Source organism: Indolivaga macrotermitis (assembly GCF_900128985.1).
Lineage (GTDB): Bacteria > Bacteroidota > Bacteroidia > Bacteroidales > Dysgonomonadaceae > Dysgonomonas_A > Dysgonomonas_A macrotermitis.
In genome coordinates this window covers 438,109-456,115 of record NZ_FQUC01000002.1, presented here as the reverse complement: position 1 = coordinate 456,115, position 18,007 = coordinate 438,109, and the positions used below count along the sequence as shown (strand labels likewise).

Sequence of the window (18,007 nt, the reverse complement as noted above, 5' to 3'; positions counted from 1 at the left end):
TATATTCTCCGTATTTGTCAAAGTACTTAAAAAATGCTGCCAAAGTCAGGTTTAATACAAAAACCTATTCTTAAGTTGATACTATATTTATTGTAATCGATAAGGCTTTCGCCTGTACCATTATAAAATCTTGCGTATAAATATTGATTTGCACTGTCCGAAACCTTGAAGGATGCTGTTACGGTTGTATTGATATTTCCAATCCCTTTGCGTGGATTCAGTTCACCTTCGAACCACCATTTCCTGTTTTTGGTTATATAATTAGCGGTAAATGTTGCTATGCCTCTATAATCAATGAGATCGCCGTTTCCTTCCCCGTCAACAAATGGTATCCAGACCTTATATCCTAATGAAAGTTGAAGATTGTAGTAATATTTAGCAGAGAAACTGATCATATTCCAGCTTCTTGATTCTGTATCGCTTTTTCCGTTAGATTCGTGTTCCGCTTGTAAGAAAACAGCGCCTTTCAGAATGTTGTTACGGATAATATATTTTCCTATACCCAAGCTTGGATTGTAGTTGTTGTCGCGGAATGGAGCCGATTCTGCATACAGGTTCCAGAATGATTTTTGAGTATATGTAAGGTACAAAAATGAATTGAACGGAAGGCGGCTTTTGGTCAGCCTTTGGCGTATGCTGATCTGGAAAAGTACATCAGCTGTGTTTTTGTTGACAGATTCGTTTAGAGGTATTCCGGTACTGAAATATGTATCTTTAAATACTCCGAATGCAGGTAATGCATCGGCCAGTTTAAGAACACTTTCTTCGTCTACTTCTATTTGATCGTGTTTGTAAAAGACTGTTGTCCTTAACCGTTCTTCGATTATATGTTCGATACTATCCTTAAATGCCATTTCTTGCGAGTTAGTCTTTTGCAAAAAGATAGAACTTAAAACTAGAAATAATAAGCCTGTTTTTATACTCCTTCTCATTCTGTTTATTCTTAGTGCAAAAATCTACATATTTCGGAGTATCCGGATAATCTAAATGTCTGTAAAAATGTCCGAATTTACTTTTTATCGTGTGCGAAAAAGATCATATCTGAGGTAAAAAAGATCATACGGATTTTATTGTTTTTAGCTAAATTTGTAGAGTAATTACAAAATTGAAAATAATGGAAGCTAAACTACTCACTCTGGCCATACATACTTACGAGAAAGCTAATATCTTAAAGAACTTGCTTGAGAGTAATAATATTGAAGTATACATGGAAAAGATAGATAATGACGATCCGGACACTCCTGCTTTGACCGGATATGCTGTGAAAATAAATGATTCTGATCTATCCAGGGCACTATCAATAATGCATGCCGAACAACTCTTTAATTACAATGATAAGGATATATTAAAAATAGATGATAACCGGAGGCGGATTTTAGTGGCAGTAGACTTTTCATCCTATTCGATGAAAGCTTGTCAGGTCGCATTTAATATAGCAAAACAGATAAATGCCAAAGTGAAGATTCTGCACGTTTTTCATAATATATATTTTCCTTCTCATATTCCTTTTGCCGATAATCTGAAGGATTCTCCGGATGAAGGCTTATTAAGTAAGGTTAGGAAACAGATACTGGAGTTGTGTTGTGATATCGACGATAAAATAGCCAACAAGGAGTGGCCTTCCGTTAACTATTCCTACTCTTTGAGAGAAGGAGTGGTTGAAGAGGAAATCGAAAATTTTGTTTTGGAATATAAGCCTTCTTTGTTGGTTCTGGGAACGAAAGGTAAAGACAATAACCAGACTTCTGTATTGGGTAATGTTACTGCCGATGTTATTGAGATGGTTGATGTTCCAGTCTTAGCGGTACCTGAGAGTTCTTCTGTAAAATCGATTTCGGATATGAAGCGTATAGCTTTTCTGACGAATTTTCAGAAACGTGATTTAGAGTCGTTTAATACTTTGGTCGCTACATCTAATCATTTTCAGAATGTTGAAATAACATTGATGCATATTAACCGGATTAACCGGCAAGACGATAAGTGGTCGGAAGAGCAACTAGGAGAAATGAAAAAACACTTTGATAGGTTATATCCCCAGATGAATATTAAGTATAAGCTTATAGATTCTCCGGATATACCGTCAGCTGTAAGCGAGTATGTAGAGAAAGAGAATATAACTGTTATCTGCCTTAATACCCGGAGACGGAATCTTTTAGGGAGAATATTTATGCCAAGCATTTCCCGTAAAGTATTAACGAATTCTGAAAAGGCAATTTTAGTGTTAAGAGGGTGAAGAATAATTTCTTCCGATATTGATTGATAAATAAAAAAGACGGTGATTTAAATCACCGTCTTTTCTTTTATCTTAAAGTGAGATTCAAAACTTAGTTGCTTGAACTTGCATAATATCTCAGGATAAATGCTTTTTGTATTACAGCCAATGTATATTTCTTATCATCGCTTGATGCATTCGAATTATATTTGGGGTATCTCAGCCATATATTCATGTCTGTACCGCTTGTTGTTCCTGTTATTTTCAAAGGATTTAATGCCCTTAAAGTAGTCAGGTCTGCTACCAGAATCTGGGTTTTAGCAGTTTTGCTACCTTGTGTGTCAGATACGGATTTTACAAGTTTGGCATCAAGAATAATTGTATTGTCAGGGAGAGTTTGTCCTGCCAGTTCGGTGTTTTCCAATCCTTGATTATCTTCGTTATAATATAGCTCGAAACTTATATTTTGGTCAGACTGAACCTGTGCGCCTATAGTTGTTATCCATCTGTCCAGGAAATATTGATCATATGATCCGGATGGATTATTAATGCCGGTAAAGCTATTGTCCTCGGTTGGGGTCTGAGTGAATGGAGATTCGACTATTCGTTTTTGGCTTGCAGAAAGAAATCTGTCGCCGCTGGCAATAGTTGCATAATCTGCACGGATAGTTGTTTCGTCGATGTAATTATTGAAATTTACTTTATATGTTACAAGTATTGCATCTCCGGGAGAACAACTGGTGATGTCACCTCCGGTGATACGTATTCCGCTCGAAAGTTTAGCTTCTATTATAGTATTGTCTGTTGCGTTTCTAGTTACAACAGCGAATTCACGTTCTCCGGAATATGTTGAGTCACCTCCATCTCCAAGACAAGAGGGGAGTAATGTTCCGAGCGCAATTGCTGCAAATAAGCTCATAAATGCTTTTTTCATAATTCAATGCTTTTAGTATTTAACGATATTAGTTTGTAATTTATTTTATATGTGGGATAGACTTTACTGTTTAGTGGCAGATATTAAAATCCGAACTTGATACCTAAATTGAGATTTAATAGCCATTTCTTATCAGAGAAGATAGTCTCATATTCATTTTTAGCATCCAGATAATATGCACCTCCTACAGATGTGTATACCGACATATTTTTATAAATAGGATAACTGGCCCCTAGTGAACTGCTAAGAGAGAACTGAGGGTTTTTTTGTGATATATTTTTATTGTTAGGTGTTTGGCTACCTGATAAGTTATTAGCTCCCTGGTATTGTTTTAGCCTTCCATAGAAGTCCTTTTGAATTGCACCTCCTGCCGAGATATAGAAATGTACATTTTTCCATTCGGCAAAGTTATAATTCATCGTTAAAGGAATACCCAGATAGTGGAGGTACTGCATATCGTTTTTAGAGTAATTCGTGGATAAACTCGATTTTACTTTTGATGAAAGATATGTGTATGTAATTCCACTTTCGACAGATAATCTATTATTAATTTTCTTATTAATAGACACACCGAAAGTTATCGGTTGATTGTGTTCTAATTTCACATTTTCGGCTCTCAGAGTCATTTGCTGATTTTCGTTAGCCGAAGCGGTTATTATCCTTTTATAACCATCTGCCTTAGAAAAAGCACCTCCACCATTAAAACCTAAACTAAGGCTTTCCTTCTCAGATGAAGTTTTCTCTGTTTTGTTTTCTGCAAACAACGTTTCTGATTTGCCCTGTGCTTCAAATGCTTCGATTTGCTTCTGCAGATTTTTCTCAAAATCAGGGTCTGTATTTTTCTCCTTTTTCTGAGGCTGGGCAGATGCCAGTATCGGTTGAGTTGTTGCAGCTTCGGTATTTTTCTGATCAACTGTACCTGCCGTTTTATCTGTATTTTCGGTTTCTGTTGTTATAGTAGCTGGTGGCTGATTGAGTTCGGTAATAGGCTCTTTCGCTTTCGGTATCTCTGCTAAAATAGGTTTAGAGTAGCTTTGTTGTAAACTGTTACGATCTATTTCAGTTCTCTCTGGTTGAGAGATTTTGTCTTTGGATTCTATATTTGTTTCAGGGATGTGCGGCTGATTAATGAATGTTCCTGCAATATGACCGTTATCCGTCTGATCGGGCAGAAGTAGAAATACTGCAAGTACAGCAGCTGCTATACCGGCACTCCAACTGGCAACCTTAAATATAATATTACGTGGTTTCGGTTTCTGTTGCAACTTATCGGAAGTCAGGCCGGCATCGATCTTATCCCACATAGATGCAGGAGGGATCGCTTCGAAGTTGTTTAACTTCGAATTAAAAATCTCTTTTATATGATCTTTTTCCGGTTTCATTCCTTTAGTAAAGATAAGTATTTGATGATGTTATTATTAATATTTATTTATGAAAATAATCTCTGATTTTTTCCTGTAATAAAGCTCTGGCTCTGATGTATTGAGACCGGGATGTGCCTTCGGCTATCCCCAACATTTCGCTGATCTCTTTATGTGAGTAATCCTCAATAGCGTATAAGTTGAATACCGATCGATACCCTTTCGGGAGTTCTTGTACCATTTTCAACAGTTCATCTTCGGTTAATCTGTCAATATCTCCAGTGGCTTCATCTATGATGTCAATATCGGAAATGTTTTCAATATCTTCGTCGTTATATAACTTCTTCGTTTTTTCTTTACGAATATTTTCTAAAGCAAGGTTTACAAATATTCTTTTCATCCAGCCTTCAAAAGAACCTTTGTTTTCGAAAGAGTTGATATTCAGAAAGACTTTGATAAATCCGTCTTGTAATAAATCCTGTGCTGCATCCCTATCAGAAGAATATCGAAGGCATATCCCGTACATCACCCTTGCATACTTTTCGTATACAAGTTGTTGCGCTTTCCGGTCTTCTTTTTTGCATCCTTCTATTAGTTGCAACTCTTCCATTCAGATTTAACATTCAATTATAAGATGAGTATTTTTGCAAAATGTTGCATTGTACCCGTATTATTTTCTCTTCTTAACATTATGGTAATGTCAGACGAACTCTTCGGGCAAATTTACAAAATAAAGTTGTTTTGTTGCCCGCGTTATAGCTGTATATAGCCATCGGTAAAAATTTACACCTAAATGTTCTTCTGTAATATATCCGATATCGATAAAAATATTTTTCCATTCGCCACCCTGTGCCTTGTGGCATGTGGTTGCATATCCGTATTTTACCTGAACGGCATTATAATGAGGATCAATTTTCATTCTTTTCATTTTCTCGGCTTTCGATGTGATATCCGAATAATCTTCGAGAATATTGTAAAAGAGCTCGCTGTTCTTTTCTTTAGAGAGCCCCGTTGTTTCGGAGTGTAATGTGTCTAATAATATCTTGACCTCTAACTCAATTTCATAATCGGGATGTTTCACAAGTATATCAGCAAATCGGAAACCATATAATTCCTGTATTTTCCGCACACGGAGTACTTCTATTAATTCACCATTTGCAAGGAAATCGATCTGTTCGATTTTTTCGCTCCAGAAATAATTGTTTTTCGTAATCATCAATAAGTCTCCCGCACTTAGTTCTTCTTCTCTGTACAGGATACGGTTACGGACACCTTCGTTGTATATATTCGATCGTTTGTTCGATCTGGTGATGATCATCGTGTCTTCGATACCATCTTTGTCGTAAGCCGCGGTAATGGTATCGATAAGTTCTTCTCCTGAAATATTCTTGACATCGGCGAAGCCATTTACTCTTAGTTTCGGATACAATCCAGTTGTTTCTTCCAATAGGGCATTTCGTATTTCTGTGGCGTTATTCAGGATTCCCGAATTTCCGGCTTGACGTACTATCTGAGTCATAGTCGTGCTATGTATTTCGAGCCCATATCCTCTCAGAGTATCTAATTGTAATGCAGGGCTGTTTTCCTGCATTACAGGAGGCAACTGTGCTTCGTCACCGATCAGGAGGAGCCTGCAGTTTTCGCCACTGTAGACGTATTGAATAAGATCGTCAAGAACACGTCCTGAGCCAAATACAAAAGAATCGATGCCGTCATTGCCGATCATAGAAGCCTCGTCTACAATGAATAACGTATCTTTATGTAGATTGTCGGTCGGGACAAAATCGGTTGCCTGATCGGAGAATCTCTTTTGCCGGTATATTTTCTTATGGATGGTATATGCAGGATGATTAGAATAACCTGCAAATACTTTAGCTGCACGTCCTGTAGGAGCCAGTAAAACCGTTTTCTGTTTGAATTCGGTCATGGTTTTTACCAGTGATCCGATCAGGGATGATTTTCCTGTTCCCGCATACCCTTTGAGTAAAAAAAGGCTGTCGGATTGAGGTTGGAATAAAAAACGCGTTATCAGTTCAAGCGCTTCACCCTGTTCGGGTGTGGGTTCGAACTGAAAATTATTTTTTATTTGTTTCAGGAAAAAATTATCTAACGACATGGCTTTTACGAATAAATTGGTTGTAAAATTACTATATAAAGTTTCTTTTCCTAAATTTGTATTATCGCATTGTTCGTGTAGCGAATGTAAAATGCTATGTAAGAGAACGTATGTTGCATCTTATTTTAAGAAAAAAGTATCCAGTCAATTATGTTTTTACCCGATAATATAGATTTATCTCACCCGGAAAAATATTTACTGTCTATACGGATAAATCCCGAAGGATGGTCATTTTCTATCCGTGAACCCGAGATTGGTGGTGACTATTGTTACCGTGAGGCTTCTTTTTCGAAAGATTCCGATATTCAGAGTAATATCGAAAGGATGATATTCGACTTTAATTTCCTGTCACAGACATTTAAACAAACAGATGTGATCTTTGTTTCGCGCGAATATGAAGTGATTCCCCAGTATCTATTTGAAAAGAAAAAGAAAAAAGAGCTGTATAATCTTTCCCATTGTAAGAAAGCCGATAAGATATTGCTCGGAAAAGAACGTATACAGCACAATATTGTATTGTATAGTGTGGAGGCGAGTATATATCAGTTCCTGATGCGGAGTTTGTATAATCCTCAGTTATGGCATCATGCCGATATCTTGTTGGGGTATGCTGATAAGAAGAACTGGATAGGAGATAAAGGTGCTAAAATGTATCTGAACTGCCACGACCGGTTTGTTGATATACTTTGTTTCGACCAATATTCGAATCTTAAACACATGGTATCTTATAACGGCGAACCTGCTCAGAATGTATTTTATTATATTCTGAATTTGTGGGATAAGTGTGAATTTGATCAGAATAAAGATTTCTTATATATGATGGAATCTCAATCAAAACTAGGTGAAGAACTACTCATCCTGTTACGCGATTACATAAGACGGGTAGAGATGATTGGGTTGCCTAGCGAGGTGGAGTTTCTTGGAGAGGATGCTCGCAAGACTCCTTTGGACTTATTAATCTTATCAACAAAATGAGAATAATCAGTGGAAGATATAAAGGGCGGAGGCTGACTTTACCTCCTAACTTTAAAGCAAGACCTACAACCGATTTTGCAAAAGAGAGTTTATTTAATATACTAGGTAATTCAATTGATTGGGAGGGGCTTACGGCTTTGGATTTGTTTGGAGGGACAGGGGGTATCAGTTTGGAACTGGTGTCGAGAGATTGCTCCAAAGTTGTCTGTGTAGAGAAATCTCCGCAAAATTATGCTTTTATAGAAAAAGTGAAGAAGCAGCTCGACGCTAAAGAATTGTCAGTATTCAAAATGGATGTTTTCAAATATCTGAGCATTTGTAAAGAGAAGTTTGATTTCATTTTTGCAGACCCTCCTTATGATCTGGAATTTCTGCCCGAAGTACCTAAACTCGTTCTCGAAAAAGGACTGTTAAAAGATAATGGTGTTTTCGTAATGGAGCATTCTAAGGCTTATGATTTTTCGGATCTGCCGTATTTTTCAGAGAAAAGAGTATATGGCAGTGTCAACTTTAGTATCTTCAGAAAAGATATCGAAACGGAATGATTTCGGTTTGTATCCCTGTTTATAATACTGATGTTACAGCTTTAGTGCAAAACCTTTCGCTTTTAGCATCCAAAGGTGAATGTCCGTATGAAATAATACTTTTGGATGATGCTTCTGCAAATAATGAAATTTGCCTTCGCAATAAGAGCTTGGCAGCTATAAGTTTTGTTTATTATCACCAGAATGAGCAAAACAGAGGACTAGCTTATACCCGTAACAGGCTTGGACAATTGGCACAATATCCCAATTTGTTATTTATAGATAGTGATGCAGAAATTGTAAGGGATACTTATTTAAAGACATATATTGACTCTTGTAATACAGGCAAAGTGTATTTTGGTGGATGTGTTTATCCCGATATATGTCCTGAACCGCAGTTTTTGCTTCGATGGAAGTTTGGAAAAGAACGGGAAGAAGGCGTAGGTAAGTATTTCTCGTGTTTCAATTTTTTTATACCTCGTGAAATATTTCTTCAATATCCTTTTGATGATAGTTTGAAACAATATGGATATGAAGATACCTTGTTCGGTATAACCTTGCAAGATAACGGAGTAGATGTTCAGTTTATAGACAATCCGTTATTACATAAAGGACTGGATCGGGCTGATGTGTATCTGGAGAAAGTGCAGTCGGCTGTCCGGAATTTGATCTCGATAGAGCCATATCTTGAAAAGATGGACCGGGTGAGTGACATAAGGTTGCTGAATGCATATAAAAAAGTCGGAACTTTTTATGGACAGAAACTGATGTCGTATCTGTTTTTATTGTTGTCGCCTTATATTGAGGCTAATTTAAAGGGGCAAAGACCTTATCTTAGATTATTGGATTTTTATAAACTGGGTTATCTTTGTACTCTGAAAACAAAGAAGAAAAAAGCTGATTTACAATGCTGATAGCTAAACAGAAAAAGAAAGAAAATATAGCGGAATATCTTTTGTATATGTGGCAGGTCGAAGATTTGATCCGTGCTAATAAACTGGATATTGAACTCATAAAGGCTAATGTAATAGAAAAGTTTGATCAACCGGATGATGTTAAGAAGGAAATGACCGATTGGTACGAAGGGTTGATCGATATGATGAGGTATGAAGGTGTCGCAGAAAAAGGCCACTTGCAAATAAATAAGAATGTAATTATTGATCTGACCGATTTTCACTTGAGGTTATTGAAGGCTCTGTCAGAACCCGACTATAAAGCTGTTTATTACAAGACGCTACCTTTCATTGTTGAGTTGAGGACTAAATCGGAAGACAAAAGTATCCCCGAATTAGAAACTTGTTTTTCTGCCTTATACGGATATTTGTTGCTGAGATTGCAGCAGAAAGAAGTATCGGGGGAAACTCAGGCAGCTATTGCTCAGATAAGTAGTCTGTTGAGAGCATTGTCTGTGAAATACAAACAGGAAAAGGACGGAGAATTAGATTTAAATTAAAATTTAGAATATAATGGCATTTTTTTCAGGAAATAAGCAGGCCGATGATCAGGATGAAACGGCAAAAAATACATTTATTTTTCAGATGTATCCTAAGAATGTATTGGTAACCGGGGCCAACGGACAGTTGGGTAGTGAGCTAAAACGGGCGGTTGTAGGGCATAATGATATCCTGAATTTTATTTTTACGGATGTTGCAGAGCTTGATATTACAAATTTACAGGCTGTTGATGAGTTTGTGAAAAATAATAAGATCAGATATATTATAAATTCTGCAGCGTATACTGCTGTTGATAAAGCCGAAGATGATATTGACCTTTGTTATAAAATAAATCGCGATGCAGTCCGAAATTTAGGTATTGCAGCGACTAACAATCAGTCAAAAGTGATTCACGTATCTACAGATTATGTATTTGACGGTACAGGTTCGAGGCCATATGTCGAAACTGATCCTGTATGCCCTAAATCTGTTTATGGAAAATCAAAACAGGAAGGTGAAGCGGTTTTATTAGAAACTTGTCCCGATTCTATTGTAATCCGTACGGCATGGCTTTATTCTATCTATGGGAATAATTTCGTAAAAACAATGATCAAATTAGGACAGGAGCGTGATGCCTTGAATGTTGTTGCTGATCAGACAGGAACACCTACGAATGCTGCGGATTTGGCAAAGGCTATAGTTCGTATTCTGGACTATACAGAGGCAAATTCACATTTCGAAGCGGGAATTTACCATTATTCAAATGAAGGTGTAACTACATGGTACGACTTTACGGTGGCTATTCATCAGGCAGCAGGTATTACTACTTGCAAGGTGAGTTCTATCACAACGGATCAATATCCGACACGGGCAAGCCGTCCGCAATACAGTGTATTGGATAAATCTAAAATTAAAGATACTTTTGGTATAACTATTCCGGAGTGGGAAGATAGCTTGAAAGTGTGTGTGGCAGAATTGTTGAAATAATATCCGATCAATACATAATGATATAAAAAGAGAGTCTAAATATTTAGGCTCTCTTTTTTATAATGCGTTTGATTAAATTCTTTGGGAAAGTAATCAGTATAGAATTTTTAGCTTATTTTTCAGCTAAAAATTCTCCACTCTTACTGTTGTTTGATGTGATGTTCAGCATAATAAGATATTTTTTATACTGCTCACGTGTTAGCACGCTTTTGGTGTTTGCCAGGTTGAATGCTAAAGCTTTTTGTGCATCTGCTTCAGAAATGTTGCCATCTACTGTTGCAGCTTCAAGTTTTTTAGAAGACATAGCAAAGATTTCTTTCAAATATCTTTGTTGTTCAAAATCTGCCTGAAGGTAGCTTGCCAACCCGTCGAACTTATCTTTCTCTGTTAATTTAGAAAGAAATGCATACTCACCATTGCCTGCGAAAGATGCTGCACTTAAAGAAAAAATAGCAGCTGCTAAAATAAATAACCTTTTCATAACCTAAAATTTAAATAAAAAACAACCTTTTGATAACTTAACCTAAAAATAAAAAAGACAAAGCATACCTATATGTTATAAACTTCATGGTATTCTTCGTCTTAATTTGATGTTACAAAGGTAACACTTATTTTCAATTAAAAAAACATTTTACATAAAAATGTGACATTTTTTATAGTTAAGATTCAGTTACGCTATTAAATAGATAGTGTCTATACTTTATAAGTCTTCTTTTTGTGTCAAATTGTATTCTCGAAATGGCAAAATGATCTCTTTTATGCATGTGGCTGATTTTTTAGTTTCTTCTTAATCTCATTTTTGTGTTTTTTATATCTTTAATATAGACTTTATTCTATTAAATGCAATGTAAATCTTGCTTTCTTCTGAAAAAAACTTATATTTGCATATCATAATGCTAATCGAAGAACTTACATAGATCATAAACATAATTACCATTTATTCAAATGAAGACAGAACAAATCTTATCTGAATTAAAACGACGCTTTCCAAATGAACCTGAGTATCATCAAGCAGTACATGAAGTTCTGGAATCCATAGAAGAAGTTTATAACCAACATCCTGAGTTTGATAAAGTAAATCTGATCGAGCGTCTTTGTATTCCGGAGCGCATTTTTTCGTTCAGAGTAACATGGACAGATGACAAAGGCCAGGTGCACACTAATATGGGATACCGCGTTCAGCATAATAATGCGATCGGCCCATATAAAGGAGGTATACGTTTTCACTCATCGGTGAATCTCTCAATATTAAAGTTCCTTGCTTTTGAGCAGACATTTAAAAATTCGCTGACAACTTTGCCTATGGGTGGAGGTAAAGGTGGTTCTGACTTTAATCCTAAAGGAAAATCGAATGCCGAAATCATGCGTTTCTGTCAAGCTTTTGTAACTGAGCTTTGGCGTCATATCGGTCCTGATACCGATGTTCCTGCCGGTGACATAGGTGTGGGAGGTCGCGAGGTTGGCTTTATGTTCGGTATGTATAAGAAGTTGTCCCGTGAGTTTACCGGAACATTTACCGGAAAAGGACTTACTTTCGGCGGTTCTCTTATCCGTCCGGAAGCTACCGGATATGGTAATGTTTATTTTCTGTTGGAGATGCTTAAAACTCGGAATATTGATATTAAAGGTAAAAAGTGCCTTGTTTCCGGTTCAGGAAATGTAGCTCAATATACTTGTGAAAAACTGATTCAGTTGGGAGCTATACCTGTGACTCTATCGGATTCCGACGGGTATATTTATGATCCGGAAGGTATCACAGCCGAAAAACTGGCTTATGTAAAAGAGTTGAAAGAATTGTACAGAGGCCGTATTCGTGAATATGCCGAAAAATACAATTGTAAATATGTAGCAGGGGGTAGACCTTGGAACGAAAAGGCAGATATAGCATTACCTTCGGCTACACAAAATGAATTGAACGGTGATGATGCAAAGACTCTTATTGCAAATGGAGTGATAGCAGTATCGGAAGGTGCAAACATGCCATCTACACCTGATGCTGTAAATGTATTTATCGATGCGAAAATATTATATGCACCGGGTAAAGCTGCTAATGCGGGAGGAGTTTCTGTATCAGGTCTCGAAATGTCTCAGAACTCAGAGCGTTTGAGTTGGACTGAAACAGAAGTCGATAATCGCCTGAAAGTTATAATGTCTGACATTCACGAGAATTGTGTGAAGTACGGAAAAGGTGCTGACGGTGTTGTGAACTATGTGAAGGGCGCGAATATTGCAGGGTTTATGAAAGTTGCTAAAGCAATGATGGCTCAAGGCGTACTTTGATCGAAAAACATATTTTAAATATTCGAAGGGTTGCACAAAAGTGCAACCCTTATTTTTTGTATTTTTTGAGGATGACTTCTATAATCGCGGATTATAGTTTGTTAACTGTTTGTCGTGTTGCGTTTATGCTATTTATCTTTTTTATTCAGGTGTCTTTTATTCATCCTTATCTTCCTTTTCTTCTTTTTGTAATTAGTTTTAAATTAGAGTTTTGTTATTTTAATTTCACTTTTTTTAAGAACAAAGCCGCTCTTCTTTTGTTTAAATCTAAAAGACAGATGTGAGTTAGGTTATTCATCTCATTTTTTAACTTCTTTAATTAGAATTAAATGTTTGTTTTGTTGTTGTGGCTGAAAGAAATATTTTATAAAAATTGTGGTTTCGGGCATTTTCTTTGCAAACGTTTGCATTGTTAAAAGGGTTGTTTATACCTATTCTATTCTCTGAAAAGGGACCCTGTTTCTCATATTTGTATCATGATTTAAAATAAAATGGTAGATTTTAAATCTTTTTAAGTCGTAAATAATTTACGTTAATCTTAATAATTTGCACATGAAGGAAAAGGTGAAAAAAAGCTGTGCTACGTTATTCCTGTTTTTTATGATGGGAATTTTGTCTGTTTCGACAATGTATGCACAAGGAGGTTCTTCTAATGTAGTTAATGGAATTGTTTTGGATTCCAATGGCGAGTCTATTATTGGAGCTTCTGTGTTGGTGAAGGGTTCTGCAACAGGAACAGTTACAGATCTAGACGGTAAGTTCCAGTTGAATGCTCCGGCTAATGCCACATTAGTTATTTCTTACATCGGTTACAAAGCTCAGGAAGTGGCAGTAGCTGGCCAGAAGAATATAACTATAAGACTGGCTGACGACTCTGAGCTTCTTAGTGAAGTCGTAGTTATCGGTTATGGTACTGTAAAAAAAGACGATGCAACCGGATCGGTTGTCGCAATCAAAATTGATGAAAAAAATAAAGGTTTAGCTACTTCTCCTCAAGATTTATTGGGTGGGAAGATTGCCGGTGTAAATGTTACTTCTTCAGGAGGGCGTCCCGGTGATGGTTCAACTATCCGTATTCGTGGAGGTTCTTCCCTTTCTGCGAAGAATGACCCTTTGGTTATTGTTGATGGAGTTATCATGAGTAATGATCTGCCTGGGTCTTCAAACTTCTTGAGCACAGTCAATCCTGCGGATATCGAAACATTTACAGTGTTGAAAGATGCTTCTGCTACAGCAATCTATGGTTCGCGCGCTTCTAATGGGGTGATCCTGATCACAACTAAAAAAGGAACAAGCGGAGCTCTTAAATTCTCGTACAACGGTAATATGTCTATAAGTACTAAAAGGAATAGTGTAGACGTGATGACCGGAGATGAGTATCGCGCATATGTCGCTGATAGATTTGCTTATGACTCTCGCAAAGAAACAGTATTAGGAATGTTGGGTACAGCTAATACTGACTGGCAAGATGAGATATTTAAAACCGCACTGGGTACAGATCATAACTTGAGTGTTTATGGGTCTGTCGGAAAATCGGTTCCTTTCCGTGCTTCAGTTGGTTATACAAAACAAGATGGTATTCTTGAAACATCGTCAATGGATAGGGTTACCGGAAGTTTATCTCTTTCGCCATCGTTATTCGATGACCATTTAAAGCTGAATATCAACGCTAAAGGGATGTACTCTAAGAGCAGATTTGCTGATACTGGAGCTGTAGGTTCTGCAGTGGCATTTGACCCTACACAATCTGTAATGGACGAAAGTAGTATGTGGGGCGGATATTTCTCATGGAGAGACGGTGATGGATTATCATCATTAGCAACAAAAAATCCTGTGGCAATACTCAAAATGCGTAATAACAGAGCTAATGTACGTAACTTTATCGGTAACTTCCAAGCTGATTATAAGTTGCATTTCTTTCCTGATTTGAGATTTAACTTGAACTTAGGTATTGATGTTGCTTCTACTAACGGAGCGGAAGTAAAAGATCCTTTTAACCCGACATCATTCTCTTTAAATGATGAACAAAGCGGTTTCCGTAAGAATTTTGAAAACTTAAAGAATAATCAATTATTTGAATTCTATACTCAATATCTTAAAGATGTTGAATCTTTGAAGAGTAAATTTGATGTAATGGCCGGTTATTCATGGCAACGTTATAAGAAAACAAGTGATGAAGGCCAATGGTATATATCGAAAGAAGACCGTAAAACGAGTATCGGAGAAGTGACTCCGGGAAGAGATTATTTCGATTATAAAGAATATTATCTGTTGTCTTTCTTTGGCCGTTTAAACTATACATTTAATGAAAAGTATCTGTTTACATTTACTATTCGTGATGATGGTTCGTCTCGTTTTGCAAGTGGTAACAGATGGGGCATATTCCCAGCTACAGCAGTGGCTTGGAAAATGAAAGATGAGCCTTTCTTAAAAGATGTATCGGTAGTGAGCGATGCAAAATTACGCTTGGGTTGGGGTAAAACCGGACAACAAGACTTAGGAGACGATCGCTACTACCCATCTACTCCATCTTATTCAACAGGAGCAGGTAAAGCATATTATCCAATGGGACTAAACTCTGATGGATCTGTTAATTGGGTGAATGTAATGAGACCTAGTGGGTATAACGCTGATCTTAAGTGGGAAACTACTGCTACATGGAATGCCGGATTGGATTATGGTTTCTTGAATAATCGTATCAATGGATCGTTAGACTTCTATTGGCGTAAAACAAGCGATTTGCTGAACTTGGTAGCTCCTGTAGTTGCGGGAACAAGTGCTGCTGAAATCTTACCTCAGAATATTGGAGAATTAACTAACCGTGGTGTTGAATTCTCAATCAATGCTCGTCCGATTGTATCTAGAGATTTTGAATGGCTTGTAGGATTTAATGTTGCTTATAATAAGAGTAAGATTACTAAACTAACTAATGCTGTAGAAGAAGATTACGTTGGTGACAAGTTAGGTTCTACCGGAGGTGACGGAGGAAAAGAAGTTCAGATATATATGACCGGCTATGCTCCTAAAACATTCTATGTATATGAACAAGTATATGATGATAACGGAAAACCTATCGAAGGTGTATATGTTGATAGAAATGGCGATGGTGTAGTTGACGAAGGCGACTTGTATTACTACAAAAAACCGGCTGCTGATGTAACTATGGGCTTCAATTCTAAATGGACTTATAAAAACTGGGATTTTGGTTTTAATGGTCGTGTTTCACTGGGTAATTATGTTTATAACTCGACAGAAGCTAATAGCGCTAATCTAAGCCTTGAGTCTTTGTACTCTAATAGTGCATTTATGTCTAATAAGCCTACATCGGCTTTGGATACAGATTATAGATCAAGACAATTGTTGTCTGATTACTATGTTCAAAATGCATCATTCCTGAAAATAGACAATATTACTTTAGGGTATACATTTAATAATTTGAAATTCGCTAAGCTTTCCTCTTCTTCTTCAGCCCGTATTTTTACGACTGTTCAGAATGCGATCGTGATAACTAAATACAAAGGATTAGATCCGGAAGTTTTCGATGGTATCGATTATGACCTTTATCCAAGACCTTTGGTATTTATGTTTGGTGTGAATTTGAACTTTTAATAATTAGTATCTTATGAAAAATATAAATATAAAGTCTAAAAAAATATTATATATAGGTCTGTCGTTGCTCTTGTCTTTGCCTTTCGCAGCTTGTACGGACGACCTTAACACAACCCCTCAGGGGCCAAATATTGAGTTGGATCCTTATGCCGATGCATCTAACTATCCGATGTTGGTAGCAAAGGTATATGCCGGATTCAGTAAGTTAGGACTTACAGGTCCTGATGGAAGTGGGGATATCCCTTCTTCTTCTGACCAGGGTAAGACTACGTTTTTACGTACCTATTTCAATATTCAGGAACTAACTTCTGATGAAGCGAAATGTGCATGGAGTGACGAGGATGAGAAGAATTATTCTCAAACCTTCTTAGCTCCGGATAACTATATCGGCTATATGCTTTATCAACGTTGTATGTTGAATATTGTGTTTGCTAATGAGTTTCTGAAAAATACGGTGACTCCTAAAGTAGAAGTAGCTAATCTTGATGGATTGCGTGCTCAGGTGAGAACATTGCGTGCAATGAATTATTATTACCTGATGGATGTATACGGAAATCCGGGATGGGTTACAGAAGAGCATCCGGTTACTTATTTACCTGAACAATTAGGTCGTGAAGGTATGTTTAATTGGATTGAGAGTGAATTATTAGAAGTTGAAAAAGGAGGGTTATTACAAGATTACTCAAGTTCTACTTATGGCCTTGTTACAAATCAATTAGTACAATCTATTTTAGCTAAGATGTATTTGAATGCAGAAGTGTATACAGGTACGGCTCGTTGGAATGATGCTTTGACTTATGCTAAAAAAGTGACTTCTTATTCTGGCTTGGCATTGGAATCAAATTATCAGAACCTATTCTGTGCTGATAATGATCAGTCCAAAGAGATTATCTTTACATTGCCTTATGACTTTACTCAGGCTCAGGACTGGGGTGGTATGACCTTTGTTATGGCTGCTTCTACTTCCGGAGATATGACCAGTTTGTTAGATTTTAATGCTGCTTGGGCGGGAAATAGAGCTACGCAACAATTGACTAACTTGTTTACGTCGACTGATAAAAGAGCGTTATTCTTTAAGACTAGTAGAGACCAGAATATGACCGAACTAGGTAACTTCCAAAAAGGATGGTCGGTTGTGAAATTTACTAACAAAGGATGGGATGGCGCGGATAATCCTAACGGTATCGGACAATGGACTGATACGGATTTTCCATTATTCCGTTTAGCTGATATAATCCTGGTTCAGGCAGAAGCTGAACTTAGATTGGGAGATAGTGCTGCCGCTCTTACAAGTTATAATAAAGTACATGCACATAGCAGAACAGGACAATCTGCGGCTACTTCCGTATCTCTGCAAAATATATTGGATGAGAGAGGCCGTGAGTTGTACTGGGAAGGACAACGCAGAACAGACCTTATCCGTTTTGGTAAATTTGCTACAGGTTACAACTGGGCATGGAAAGGTGGCGTACTGAATGGAACGGATATTGATAAGAAATACGAATTATTCCCTATCAGTACAAAACATCTGGCAGGTAATCCGGCTCTTGTGCAAAATGAATTATACAAGTAAGAA

General features: G+C 37.0%; 15 protein-coding genes. 9 read left to right on the top strand and 6 right to left on the bottom strand.

Features of this window, described 5'->3' with window-relative positions:
* Window positions 1-26: 26 nt before the first annotated feature.
* Window positions 27-854, bottom strand: coding sequence for a phospholipase A (locus tag BUC12_RS04825; RefSeq protein ID WP_087880243.1), 828 nt, complete (start codon window positions 852-854; stop codon window positions 27-29).
* A 260-nt stretch (window positions 855-1,114) separates the two neighbouring features.
* On the opposite strand from BUC12_RS04825, the gene BUC12_RS04820 reads away from it, so the two are divergent.
* Window positions 1,115-2,233, top strand: a complete 1,119-nt coding sequence (locus tag BUC12_RS04820) for a universal stress protein (RefSeq protein WP_175552605.1) — start codon at window positions 1,115-1,117, stop codon at window positions 2,231-2,233.
* A 91-nt stretch (window positions 2,234-2,324) separates the two neighbouring features.
* Here the strand turns inward: BUC12_RS04820 and BUC12_RS04815 are convergent, their stop codons facing one another.
* From BUC12_RS04815 to BUC12_RS04800, 4 genes are all read right to left on the bottom strand, one after another.
* Complete coding sequence (locus BUC12_RS04815) at window positions 2,325-3,146, bottom strand: delta endotoxin C-terminal domain-containing protein (RefSeq protein WP_062176191.1); 822 nt, start codon at window positions 3,144-3,146, stop codon at window positions 2,325-2,327.
* Between the two features lie 83 nt (window positions 3,147-3,229).
* Window positions 3,230-4,528, bottom strand: a complete 1,299-nt coding sequence (locus BUC12_RS04810; RefSeq protein WP_062176194.1) for a porin family protein — start codon at window positions 4,526-4,528, stop codon at window positions 3,230-3,232.
* A gap of 43 nt (window positions 4,529-4,571) precedes the next feature.
* Window positions 4,572-5,117 (bottom strand): RNA polymerase sigma factor, encoded by a 546-nt coding sequence (locus BUC12_RS04805; RefSeq protein ID WP_062176197.1) that lies wholly within the window; start codon window positions 5,115-5,117, stop codon window positions 4,572-4,574.
* Window positions 5,118-5,207: 90 nt separating this feature from the next.
* Window positions 5,208-6,623, bottom strand: a complete 1,416-nt coding sequence (locus BUC12_RS04800; protein ID WP_062176202.1) for an ATP-dependent DNA helicase — start codon at window positions 6,621-6,623, stop codon at window positions 5,208-5,210.
* Between the two features lie 150 nt (window positions 6,624-6,773).
* Between BUC12_RS04800 and BUC12_RS04795 the strand changes: the two genes are divergently transcribed.
* The 5 genes from BUC12_RS04795 to rfbD all read left to right on the top strand — a co-directional run bounded on the left by BUC12_RS04795 (window position 6,774) and on the right by rfbD (window position 10,542).
* A complete protein-coding gene (locus tag BUC12_RS04795) occupies window positions 6,774-7,598 on the top strand; it encodes a DUF3822 family protein (protein ID WP_062176205.1) in 825 nt (274 codons plus the stop codon).
* Window positions 7,595-8,143: an RsmD family RNA methyltransferase gene (locus BUC12_RS04790; protein WP_062176208.1), complete on the top strand. Its 549-nt coding sequence runs from the start codon at window positions 7,595-7,597 to the stop codon at window positions 8,141-8,143. The genes BUC12_RS04795 and BUC12_RS04790 overlap by 4 nt, the downstream gene beginning before the upstream one ends.
* The gene (locus BUC12_RS04785; protein ID WP_062176214.1) at window positions 8,140-9,036 is read left to right on the top strand and encodes a glycosyltransferase family 2 protein; all 897 of its coding nucleotides are present in this window, start codon (window positions 8,140-8,142) and stop codon (window positions 9,034-9,036) included. The genes BUC12_RS04790 and BUC12_RS04785 overlap by 4 nt, the downstream gene beginning before the upstream one ends.
* Complete coding sequence (locus BUC12_RS04780) at window positions 9,030-9,575, top strand: DUF4924 family protein (protein ID WP_062176216.1); 546 nt, start codon at window positions 9,030-9,032, stop codon at window positions 9,573-9,575. The genes BUC12_RS04785 and BUC12_RS04780 overlap by 7 nt, the downstream gene beginning before the upstream one ends.
* An 85-nt stretch (window positions 9,576-9,660) precedes the next feature.
* Window positions 9,661-10,542 (top strand): dTDP-4-dehydrorhamnose reductase, encoded by an 882-nt coding sequence (gene rfbD / locus BUC12_RS04775; RefSeq protein WP_236689363.1) that lies wholly within the window; start codon window positions 9,661-9,663, stop codon window positions 10,540-10,542.
* Window positions 10,543-10,654: 112 nt separating this feature from the next.
* Here the strand turns inward: rfbD and BUC12_RS04770 are convergent, their stop codons facing one another.
* On the bottom strand, window positions 10,655-11,023 hold the full coding sequence (locus BUC12_RS04770; RefSeq protein ID WP_062176224.1) for a hypothetical protein: 369 nt from the start codon (window positions 11,021-11,023) through the stop codon (window positions 10,655-10,657).
* A gap of 464 nt (window positions 11,024-11,487) precedes the next feature.
* Here BUC12_RS04770 and BUC12_RS04765 point away from each other — a divergent pair, with 464 nt between their 5' ends.
* From BUC12_RS04765 to BUC12_RS04755, 3 genes are all read left to right on the top strand, one after another.
* Window positions 11,488-12,822: an NADP-specific glutamate dehydrogenase gene (locus tag BUC12_RS04765; RefSeq protein ID WP_062176227.1), complete on the top strand. Its 1,335-nt coding sequence runs from the start codon at window positions 11,488-11,490 to the stop codon at window positions 12,820-12,822.
* 552 nt (window positions 12,823-13,374) lie between these two features.
* Window positions 13,375-16,431, top strand: a complete 3,057-nt coding sequence (locus tag BUC12_RS04760) for a SusC/RagA family TonB-linked outer membrane protein (RefSeq protein ID WP_062176231.1) — start codon at window positions 13,375-13,377, stop codon at window positions 16,429-16,431.
* Window positions 16,432-16,444: 13 nt separating this feature from the next.
* Entirely contained in the window at window positions 16,445-18,004 is a 1,560-nt protein-coding gene (locus tag BUC12_RS04755; protein ID WP_062176234.1) for a RagB/SusD family nutrient uptake outer membrane protein, read from the top strand.
* Window positions 18,005-18,007: the final 3 nt, after the last annotated feature.

Coding starts and splice junctions, on each gene's coding strand:
- BUC12_RS04825 (WP_087880243.1), bottom strand. CDS start 854: ATGGCATTTAAGGATAGTATCGAACATATAATCGAAGAACGGTTAAGG.
- BUC12_RS04820 (WP_175552605.1), top strand. CDS start 1,115: ATGGAAGCTAAACTACTCACTCTGGCCATACATACTTACGAGAAAGCT.
- BUC12_RS04815 (WP_062176191.1), bottom strand. CDS start 3,146: ATGAAAAAAGCATTTATGAGCTTATTTGCAGCAATTGCGCTCGGAACA.
- BUC12_RS04810 (WP_062176194.1), bottom strand. CDS start 4,528: ATGAAACCGGAAAAAGATCATATAAAAGAGATTTTTAATTCGAAGTTA.
- BUC12_RS04805 (WP_062176197.1), bottom strand. CDS start 5,117: ATGGAAGAGTTGCAACTAATAGAAGGATGCAAAAAAGAAGACCGGAAA.
- BUC12_RS04800 (WP_062176202.1), bottom strand. CDS start 6,623: ATGTCGTTAGATAATTTTTTCCTGAAACAAATAAAAAATAATTTTCAG.
- BUC12_RS04795 (WP_062176205.1), top strand. CDS start 6,774: ATGTTTTTACCCGATAATATAGATTTATCTCACCCGGAAAAATATTTA.
- BUC12_RS04790 (WP_062176208.1), top strand. CDS start 7,595: ATGAGAATAATCAGTGGAAGATATAAAGGGCGGAGGCTGACTTTACCT.
- BUC12_RS04785 (WP_062176214.1), top strand. CDS start 8,140: ATGATTTCGGTTTGTATCCCTGTTTATAATACTGATGTTACAGCTTTA.
- BUC12_RS04780 (WP_062176216.1), top strand. CDS start 9,030: ATGCTGATAGCTAAACAGAAAAAGAAAGAAAATATAGCGGAATATCTT.
- rfbD (WP_236689363.1), top strand. CDS start 9,661: ATGTATCCTAAGAATGTATTGGTAACCGGGGCCAACGGACAGTTGGGT.
- BUC12_RS04770 (WP_062176224.1), bottom strand. CDS start 11,023: ATGAAAAGGTTATTTATTTTAGCAGCTGCTATTTTTTCTTTAAGTGCA.
- BUC12_RS04765 (WP_062176227.1), top strand. CDS start 11,488: ATGAAGACAGAACAAATCTTATCTGAATTAAAACGACGCTTTCCAAAT.
- BUC12_RS04760 (WP_062176231.1), top strand. CDS start 13,375: ATGAAGGAAAAGGTGAAAAAAAGCTGTGCTACGTTATTCCTGTTTTTT.
- BUC12_RS04755 (WP_062176234.1), top strand. CDS start 16,445: ATGAAAAATATAAATATAAAGTCTAAAAAAATATTATATATAGGTCTG.